The 8326-nt window shown below is 35.9% G+C and carries 7 protein-coding genes; 2 read left to right on the top strand and 5 right to left on the bottom strand.

Translation table 11 applies throughout. The annotated features are described in order from the left end of the window. Positions 1–258, bottom strand: a 258-nt coding sequence (locus tag AB4Z17_RS29800; RefSeq protein ID WP_441963889.1) for a hypothetical protein, incomplete at its 3' end; no start/stop codon positions are given. A 169-nt stretch (positions 259–427) separates the two neighbouring features. On the opposite strand from AB4Z17_RS29800, the gene AB4Z17_RS29795 reads away from it, so the two are divergent. Beyond that, complete coding sequence (locus tag AB4Z17_RS29795) at positions 428–910, top strand: hypothetical protein (RefSeq protein ID WP_441963888.1); 483 nt, start codon at positions 428–430, stop codon at positions 908–910. Between the two features lie 1324 nt (positions 911–2234). On the opposite strand, the gene AB4Z17_RS29790 is transcribed toward AB4Z17_RS29795, so the two are convergent. After that, a complete protein-coding gene (locus AB4Z17_RS29790; RefSeq protein ID WP_441963886.1) occupies positions 2235–4091 on the bottom strand; it encodes a DUF927 domain-containing protein in 1857 nt (618 codons plus the stop codon). A 593-nt stretch (positions 4092–4684) separates the two neighbouring features. On the opposite strand from AB4Z17_RS29790, the gene AB4Z17_RS29785 reads away from it, so the two are divergent. Then, positions 4685–6442, top strand: coding sequence for a DUF4209 domain-containing protein (locus tag AB4Z17_RS29785; protein WP_441963891.1), 1758 nt, complete (start codon positions 4685–4687; stop codon positions 6440–6442). Positions 6443–6558: 116 nt separating this feature from the next. Here the strand turns inward: AB4Z17_RS29785 and AB4Z17_RS29780 are convergent, their stop codons facing one another. The 3 genes from AB4Z17_RS29780 to AB4Z17_RS29770 form a co-directional block, all read right to left on the bottom strand. Beyond that, a complete protein-coding gene (locus tag AB4Z17_RS29780; protein WP_441963884.1) occupies positions 6559–7146 on the bottom strand; it encodes a recombinase family protein in 588 nt (195 codons plus the stop codon). 197 nt (positions 7147–7343) lie between these two features. Next, complete coding sequence (locus AB4Z17_RS29775; protein WP_441963882.1) at positions 7344–7619, bottom strand: hypothetical protein; 276 nt, start codon at positions 7617–7619, stop codon at positions 7344–7346. 16 nt (positions 7620–7635) lie between these two features. Then, a partial coding sequence (locus AB4Z17_RS29770; protein ID WP_441963880.1) for a hypothetical protein occupies positions 7636–8326 on the bottom strand: 691 nt, incomplete at its 5' end.

Here is an 8326-nt window from a genome sequence, read left to right as displayed (position 1 = left end):
ATGTACACGCCCGGTTCCAGCTTTGCTAATTCCCATTCTGCAATAATCTGCAAGAGCAAGAGGTACCGCGCTTAGAACTACGACGTTAAGGGCTTCTCCAAAAAAAAGGCTTATGAAATTTACGAGTTTGTCTTCGGATGCAAAAAAACCCATAATAATTTTGACAGTAAGCAATAATATGGTAGAAACTGCGACAATCATGAAAGCAATGGGTATTTTACTATCCAATCTCTGAAGGAATCCTTGACGTTCTGACAAACCTTTTTCCCCTCTCGGCAATAAATAATTTATGACACTTTAAGTTTACGTCGGGTAACAAAATATTACAACACACTCCGATTAACTATTATAAGTTTTTTTCTTTTTTGATAACAAAGACTTTTCAATTTACTAACATAGAGATACAACAAATAAGGAGGACAACATCGTGGCAAACCGATGCATGAATTCACTTATCATTTCCGGAGACAGCGGCACACTACATCAATTAAAGACAACCTTGCAAGCAGGTGAAAAGGAACTCAGCTTTATCAAACTTATTCCCACTCCCGCGGGCAACACCACATACGAATGGAAGTTGGATAACTGGGGAACGACTTGGTCAGAAGGGCGCGTCGAGGATTCTGGGTTCAGCACAGATGGCGATTTGTATTATCATTTTCTGACTTCTATTGGTCCATGCTTACCTTTTGTTCGAAAAACAGCTGAGCTTTACCCAGCTCTCAAGTTCGAATTATCATTTGCTGAACCTCATACTGGAATCAGCGGTCAATTGATTTGTGAATCAGGAGAGGTAATTAAGTACACTTGCGAATCTTTGATTGAAGAGCATGTTTCGCCGAGCAAAGAAAAATCCGAGGTAAATAACATTTCCTTGGATGAAATCGGGAGCTTCTTCGCGAATATTTAAGTAGTGTTCAAAATAATTCGGTTAACTACATCAGAAGAAGAACATAATGCCCGACTACCGCAAAAATATCCTTATTATATCGGATGGTTCAGATACTGGGACGGATACAATCTTGAGTCTTCAGAAAGCACTGCGAACTGAGAAGTCAGAACTCGACTTCACTAATATCATGCCTATTTCACCAGAAAACAATAGAAAGTCATGGTTAATGGAGAATTGGGGGACAACTTCGACAGAGGCTTGGGTTGACGAGTGTGAAGTAGAGAAAGATGGGGATTTAGTTTATAAGTTCAGAACACTCGGGGGTCCGTGTATTCTGCTAATCGAAAAGATAAGTGCAATATACGCAAACCTGACTTTTAGTTACTTCTACACCGACAGATTGACCAGAACAAGACGGAATGTTAATTTTATAGTCGGGAAGTCGACCAGCGTACATATGGCGCAACACAGCAGCAAGAACTAAAACTCGCTTAAATGACAGTAGAGAGTATAAAAAGACCGGTGAAAATCGGTTTTTTTCTATTGTTTAACCACGTCTTAATATTCATTGGCAACCATAACAACTCGTTCATCACAAACCAACCCATAAAACCCGCTTTCCCAAAGCTAAAAATTGTTCGAGCCGCAGTTAGCATTTCTTCCTCATTATGTTCTAGCGGTTCCTGCCGCTCGTGTTTCTCAACAAGCTGCTTAAGCTCCTCGAACTCTTTCTGTCATATAACTAATCCGATAATGATGTAAATACCAATAATTATGGGTAGATAATTCGTATGGTCTCCTCCTTTGTAGCCAGAACATTTATATTATTATAACACTAGAATTAAACATGTTTGTCTAAAGCATGTTGCAGCACCATGTTTGAAGTGCCCATCTTTAATGAACTCTTCAAAACCAATGAAAGGTATAAATAAAAGAATAAACTCACGAGTACCAAGGGTACAAACAAGATACCCAATATTAAGATTGGTCTCCTGCATTTAAACGCTGTTTTTGCAAGACTTTAAAACCTTAAAAATAATAAAGAGTACAAAGTGCACCATCCATATGAAGGCTTGTGAAACATGATTAATCAAAAAAATTTATTACCTCCCACAATAAACACACCATCAAAAATTCGGTATCTTTGTACCCTATTAACCGAAAAGCTTAAGCAGCGCCATAAACCGACGGGATACTATGTAATAAGCCCATGGTATCTCATCCTCACGGAAAACCAGAACAGTCAGCAAACCCGCGATAAAATAAGGAGCAATCATTAATACAAAAGGATACCTCATCAACTGAATGCGGTATCCTTGGGGTATATTATATGCTAGGACTATCATTCCAAAACATCTGACCGAATTTCGTAGAATGAAACTTTTTTCCCGTGGCGAGTTGCTTGAAATACGTTCTTCCCAGCTTTCGTTCTACCGAGATAACCTCGCCTATTCCATTCGCTTATTATAGTTTTCACTTCATTAAAACCTTCTTTTCGCAGTATTTCTTCTAGTTTTGTTGTATAAAAGCGGACGTATACCTCTTTCTCGTGAGGCATTGTCTCATCATCATAAGAAAACGTTGATGACTTTGCGAACCATTCCCCATAACAATCATTAGGAACGGGACCATTCATAGTTAGAATGAAGTTTCTTTCATAGCGATTTGCATAATCAAGTGCAACCTCAAATGCTTGTTTTGGTCTATCCACCTCTTCATTTTCCTTTTTGATTGATTCCCAAGCTGTGCTGATAATAGGTTTGTAATCCCAGTCCCAACTAAAACAATCATGAACTAATTTTGCGGTCAATTCAATTAATGCCATATGTTTAGATTGCCGCTTTACGACATCATTTTTCTCCTTGTCAGCATACTGGTCCTCAAGGTTATATAGCATTTCTTTATAGGTGTCGAAAGAAATTGGATTCTTCAACAGGTATTTTACAAATGCTTTCCCAGCAGTTCCATGATATCTCTGTATCGTTCGTTTTATTTTGTTTACTATTTCGGTATTTGTTCCCCCAAATGGGGCATCTGTGATTATTAGCGTACGAGCTGCACTACCTCCGTCATTCGAAAACTGAGTTAGCTTCTTTTCTCCGGTTGATATCGTGATATTTTTCCATGTTGAAGTTTCGGCTAGCCCTACAGTACCATTTTTTGATGTGCCTCTGGCTTTTCCTTTACCGTCGGCAAGTTGGTAAGCTAATCTGGCAACATCTGATTCATTTTTTGCCTGCTTGGTATCGTCCAAAAACAATGGAAGATGGTTCAATGCTGCTGCCATTTGTTCGATACCTACAACGGTCGCATTCCATTTCGAATAGATTCCACCAATATCGCTCGATGGGTTTCCCCATACACTTACTGCCAAACTCTGAGAAATTGATTTACCACTTGAGGTGAGCCCTGCCCATTCAAAGATAAAAGAGTCTGTTTCAAGAGGATTCACCAGAACTGATGCAAATGATACATAGACACCTATCATTACCAAAGGATATTCTTTAACTTCATGGATAAGTTCCTCCCATTTATCCAGCATACCTTTTGACTTCATTGATTGAATTATCTCACTCATACCTGTCTTAATATCATTAAAGGAGATAAAATCAGATTCAATTCCTTTATTATCAATAAACAAATCCGGAAACAAAAAACCATCTGGAAGCCATCCTAATTTAGAGTACATTCGCTTTACAGGTAGAAATCTTTTATTGACAGTCCAAAACTGATACAAATATTCTATATTCTCTTTTATTCTATTGTGATTGATGGGCATGCTCAGTCTATGTAAGTTATTAAGAATTGCATCTTTTTTATCAGTTTTTGTATATGATTTACCGTCTTGGAACCATTGCAAAGTCCATATTTCTTCTGACTCGTCTCCTTCTTTTTTGGGACTTATCTCTTCTCGTCGAGAAATGATGAAATAGATAGTCGCAGCAATTTCTACTAACGATTGTGTCCCTTTTGTAGTAATTACAATTGCTAAAGAGCCATCATCTTGAAGCTTAAACTTAGAAGGAATTATAAATGGTTTTACGTTATACTCTACAATCTCGCCAGTCTTAATCTCCTCTTGCATTGATTTCAAGCCTGTCGTATTTTCTGCTGTTAAAGATGGTTGCATCTCCTCAACATCATATCCGCTTAAAAACCTCTCCAACATCTCATCGGTTACTTTTTCTTGTTCACTCAAACTAGTTACACTCCCTGTTTAATAAAAATTAGAAGTGTCCCCTACTTATCTGTCCAACTACTTAATTTGTTTTTATGCTTATCAGGAAACACATGCTATACCTTGTTGTTGGTCACGCTTTCAGATTTAATAAAATTCTCGATTAAATTTTCGATTATCACCTGTACCGACATTTTTCTGGTAGTCGAGATTCTAAATAATTGTTTTTTTACTTCATTATCCAATCTAACTTGGATTCTTGGCTGATTTGCTCGGTCAAACATTTTTGCTCTCAATTCATCCACGCTCCTCAAATTTCAGAATACGATATGTCAATTTGGCACCATTAACACATCATTAAGATTCACGGAAAATTTTATAAATCCTTTAGTGAAAAGAATAATAATTTTGTTATCGAATTCAATAGACAGTACAGCAAGGACGACGATATTGACAGCAGTTTTCGAGAGCTGATACACGAGTGAGGAGGATTTTACAATACCAGAGAGTTAAAGGTATAATTTGGTTGAAACACGTTTTTAGATGCCAACTTTTTATTCCCTTCAATTCAGTTATCTTTCTTATTAAAGGAGAGTGTATAAATATTGAACCCGATGATTGAAGAAAAATTAAAAGAGATAGATGGAGTTGATTATTTTGAATATACTTTCCAGGCTGCGCGAATGTTCGAGCAGGTTGAATTGATGGCGCAAGAATTAAATGATATAGAGGTTCAGAATTTATCGTCTATTCAGGCGAGGATTCTTAATTTAAATGTCCATAGTCCAATCATTGATGAAGGTTACACTCGACGGTTTGATGTTGAGAACATACTTAATGAAGATGAGATAAAATTCATTGAAAACCGGCTTACAGAAAGCTCTAATTTGTTTTTAAAAAGCAGATATGCTGACTATTTATATGAATTTGGAATCGGCAAGATAAGTATTAATAGGTTTGAAGTTGGTAAGGTTCTTGTTGGAATAATTCTTCAAACAGGCGATATACATTCTCATAGAAAAAATTATATAAATGGGTTAGCGGACTTTGCGAGAGCAGCAAGTATATCCTTACAATTTAACAATAAAGATTTACTCCAATTAACTATAGATGCCATTTTCACTATGCTGGTTGCTTTGAACGGTAATGAATTGAGATGGATATTAGAAATCTCCGAAATCATACGTGAAGTTATTACAAGTCGTATGGCATCGAGTTTAAATGAAGAACAGAGACACAATGTATTTCACAAATTAGAGGAGGCACGGATTCATTATTGGAGTAATCAGGAATACCACCTACATCGTTCATTCTGTGAAGAATTGATTAATTGGACAAAAGCAAATCGTGGGAACGAGGCTAAAATAACTGAATATTTGAAGGAAATTGGAGATTCTTATGAACTTGAAGCAGAGCATCAACAAGGAAGAGAAAACAAAAGTGAGCTTGCAAAAGCACATTTCTACGAAAAAGCATTACAGCATTATATCAATAACGGCTTTACTGAAAAAATAGACAGTATGAAAAAGGAAATAAGAAAAGCATACGAAACGGCAGAATCTAATGGTGAATTTAAACCTGTTTCTGGAAGTATAAAAATTTCTGAACAAGAAATTACTGAAGAGATACAACCGTATCTTGATGTTGAACTACAAGAAGCTGTTTCTATGTTTGCAAGAGAGAGAGGATTTATACCTGATATTGATTCCATTGAAAAGCAAACAGAAAAACAACTTCAGACGTTTTCTCTGAGTAGTTTATTTAGCCAATCTATGGTCACAGATGGTAAAAAAATTTTTCAAGTAACTGATGATAAAGATAGTTTCAATATGACTTTAAATCGAAATTATTTACTTCACATGCAACTAAAGGCTAGCCTCTTAATGGTCCCATTATTTAATGACCTAACTAAGAATGGTTTAACCAGTGTCCATATACTTGAGAAATTAGATAATTGGGGCTACATTAACACCGATAATTTCACAATTATTAAAGTCGGGATTGAACGCTTCTTTGAAAAGGATTATATTAGCTCTTTACACATTCTTGTTCCGCAACTAGAGGCTGTTATTCGGGGGTTCTTTGGGAAGATTGGATATGCTACTACTTCCGTTAAGAAGGGTACTGCACAGCATGAACAAACGTTCAATGAATTTTTGGAACGGGAAGATATTAAGAAAGAAATGCCTAAAGATGTTCATAAATACATACAAATGCTTATGGTTGAACAAACAGGATGTAATTTTAGAAATAAGATTGCGCATGGCTTAATTCAATCATCTGAATGCAATCTTATGACAAGCCTGTTAATTCTTCATTTGTACTTGGTTATGTCCAATTTCGTCCTTGCAGAGGAACCTAGCATTGAATAGTTTTGAAGGTCTAGTTGACATTGGAGAGCCRTCAAAATTTGATGGCTCTTTTCAGTTTATGTTGTGGCTCTCAATAAATAACTTTACTGCCACGCCGCGCAGATGACTTTCTATTCTTACTCCTTTTTCCTTAAGTACCTGTATAATGTTGTTTTACTTATTCCGGTTTCTTCATGTATTTGATTGAAAGTGTATTTGTCCTGCTCGTACATCCAAATGGCGCGTTCCAAAGAAACCCTATTCTTGTCTTCTATTTTGGGGCGACCTCCAATTCTCCCCAGGACACGAGCAGCCGCCAAACCTTCTTCAACCCGCTCTCTTGTTAACATTGCTTCATATTCCGCAAACCCCGCCATTATTGTATAAAACAGCTTACCTTCCTTAGTTCTAGTGTCCACACTATTATTAATACTAATAAAATTTACATTCTTGGTTTTAAAGGTTTCAGCAATTTCGATTAGTTGCTGGGCAGAACGGGAAATTCGGTCGAAGCGCCATACAACTACAGTATCCCCAGCCCGGAGTTTGTCTAACATCCTAGTTAATTCTGGTCTATCTTTTTTTCTTCCCGACATTGTTTCAATAAAGTATTCATTTATAACAATCCCCTTTTCTTTCGCATAGTTTTCGATTGCATTCATCTGCGAATGATGTAACTGCTTATCAGTGCTTATTCGTAAGTATGCGTACGTATGACTCACCATCAAAAAACCTCCTTGCTAGTAATTGTTCCAAAAACAAGTAACCGGGACCTTTTTGGCACATGATGTTTTGACACAATTTTTGGAACTGTTTTATATTTGTAGACAAGCATTATATATCCTTGTAAAAAATATGCCAAAATCATTTGTTTATGGTACAACAAAAAAAGCACCAACAAAGGGTGCTGAGATTCTCATTGTTATTTTTCTTGCATGAGATTGTAAAAACGCATATGCGTGGCCATAGAATTCTTTATGATTTCAAGCTTGTCAACTCCGGCATCATGTATATCGGGATGATAATAAAGTTCGTATTCATTGAATTGCTCCATCCAAAATCCTTCGACATTGTCAATTATTCTTTTGATTTTTTTCTCATCTGAAGAGGTATATTCTAATAACAAAGTAAACAACATAGATTTTGAATTGCTCGGGTTAGATTTGTATGATTCAACCCAGACGTCACTTAATATCATTGATTTGAACTCCTTCTTATAATTGTTGCGGACTTTTTTTAAGAATATCAGCTATTATTGTCTGTGCCTTACTTAGCACTGCTTCCCTATGATTATCTTTTTCTCTTAGCTCAATTATTTGTTGGTTTAATTCAATAACTACATGTTTTAACTCATTGATTTTTATTTCTTGCTGTCTAATTGTCTCATTCCTCTCAGAAATAACCTTTTGTAAGTTATGTATATCTCCAAGGAAATTTTCATCACTAAAACCACCTATATTAATCTCTTCTATATCGTGAACTTCTTTTTTAATTTTCTTATCCCTTGCCTCATCTTTAATTATTTTGTAGTACCTTGTTAGAACACCTTGACTCGAAAGTGATAAATTAAATTCATTCTTTAAATCAATTGCTGTTTTTTCAGCTGCTGTAGAGACATTTACTCCTTTATTTATCTCTTGTTTCATTAACTCGAGCAACCTCTTATTTATATTTTCATTTATTGTATGTTTAGAAAGTTGTGTCTCTAAATTATTTGCAGGATTGTTATTCATCTCTAAAATTTTTATGATTTTGTAATATCTAGATAAAACCCCTCCTGGAGATAGGTCTTGTTTATAATCACTTTTTAAAACTTGCGAAGTCTTATCTGAAGCCTCCGCAACAGTTAGACCGCAATCTAAATATTGCTTTATTAGTTCAAATAAGCGTTTATTGATACTATCG

It is taken from the genome of Paenibacillus sp. TAF43_2, from assembly GCF_052113545.1.
Classification (GTDB): Bacteria; Bacillota; Bacilli; order Paenibacillales; family Paenibacillaceae; genus Pristimantibacillus.
Note: the sequence above shows the minus strand (reverse complement) of the source record. Positions and strands in the feature narration are given on the sequence as shown.